Annotated in this window: 2 protein-coding genes; both read left to right on the plus strand. The window is 61.2% G+C overall.

The genetic code is table 11. The annotated features are described in order from the left end of the window. On the plus strand, nt 1-208 hold a 208-nt coding region (locus Q7U95_RS02565; protein WP_308751710.1), incomplete at its 5' end, for a hypothetical protein. Between the two features lie 3 nt (nt 209-211). After that, entirely contained in the window at nt 212-1,258 is a 1,047-nt protein-coding gene (locus Q7U95_RS02570; RefSeq protein WP_308751711.1) for a DNA-processing protein DprA, read from the plus strand. Nucleotides 1,259-1,481 lie beyond the last annotated feature (223 nt).

Consider the following 1,481-nt stretch of genomic DNA (forward strand, 5'->3'; position numbering starts at 1 on the left):
ATTGCTCAACCTTTACATGATCGACGAGGGAATCGCCCATCCTGCGCCACAGGCGATTGGCATTGTGGACGACGTACTGACCGCTGGCACGCATTACCGCGCGATGTATACTGTGCTGGCAAACCGGTTTCCCGGCGTGCCGATCATCGGCCTGTTCGTGGCGCGCCGCGTCTTTCCCGACAATCCTTTGGACTTCGGGGACGTGTAACTCATGGACGAGATCGAGCCTGACGAATCCACACTGAGCATCCGTGATGCGCACCTGCAGCACCGACCTGCCGACACGTCGTCCATCGGGCATGAACTGGACGAGGTTCGCGCCTTTCTCGCGCTGTCGACGGTGAGGGGGGTTGGACAGAAAACGTTGTTCGCGCTTGCCGAAAAAGGCCGCTCGTTCCGTGAAGCTGTCGACAACGGGCCGGACGAGACGATTCCACGCGCCCCAGGTGATGACAAGCTTGTCAACGATCGACGCTGGTCAGCGATGCGCCTTCAAGCCATTGCTCAAGGCGATCGTCTCGCTGAGCGATTGGAAGCGCTCGGGGTTGCGCTGCTGTTCCGCCACTCGCCCGGCTTCCCACCGTGTCTGCTGGAGCTGGAGCGGCCGCCACATTGGCTGTTCGTTCAAGGCTCGATCAATCGGCTTAGCGAGCCATCGATCGCGATTGTCGGCACACGAAAGCCGAGCACAGACGGCCACTTCCTGGTGCACTATATCGGCGCTTGTTTGGCCGAGTGGGGTGCACCGACGGTCAGCGGCCTCGCCGCCGGCATTGATCAGCTTGCCCACGAACACTCGCTTCGTGCGGGAGTGCCCACCATCGCCGTTCTCGGCACCGGAGTGCTAGAGGACTATCCCAAGGGATCAGGTCGGATGCGCGACCACATCTTGGCTACCGGTGGTACAATTGTAAGCGAGTATCTCCCCACTACCTCGTACTCCGCCAATAACTTCGTGCAGCGCAACCGGCTTCAAGCTGCTCTCGGACGGATCCTCATTCCGGCCGAATGGCAGCGGCGTAGCGGCACGGCCCACACTGTGCGCTTTGCAACCGCGCTTCGCCGTCCCATCGCCTGCCTTCGCCTTCCTGACTGGCCGAGCAATCGCGTTGCCTTCGAGCCTGGCCTAGGCTTGCCTGGTGGCGAGATCTTCACCGTGCCGCGCGAGCAGCTGCGCTTCGACAGGTTCGTGCGCGCCGCAATCGGTATGCGGTTGCCCGCCCAGCCGGGCCAATTGTCGCTGTTCGAGGATCATTAGCCGTGCTCAAGGGTGCGATTTTCTCGTTGCAGGATGTGCTCGTGAAGCAGGGCATCATCGACGGCGCGCTGTTTGACGAAACCTTGCGATTACTCAGATATCTCAGAGGTGGCTCCGGGAATCTGAACAGCCGGGATAGGTGGATTTTCCGCGCAACAGCAGCATGATGCTGCAAGCGAGGAGAAGACCATGACAAGACGACCGCGCCGGAACCACAGCCCGG

Source organism: Candidatus Oleimmundimicrobium sp. (assembly GCF_030651595.1).
Lineage (GTDB): Bacteria > Actinomycetota > Aquicultoria > UBA3085 > Oleimmundimicrobiaceae > JAUSCH01.

What these genes read in the sequence shown, in the direction of transcription:
- Q7U95_RS02570 (WP_308751711.1), top strand. Translation starts at nt 212, where the DNA reads ATGGACGAGATCGAGCCTGACGAATCCACACTGAGCATCCGTGATGCG.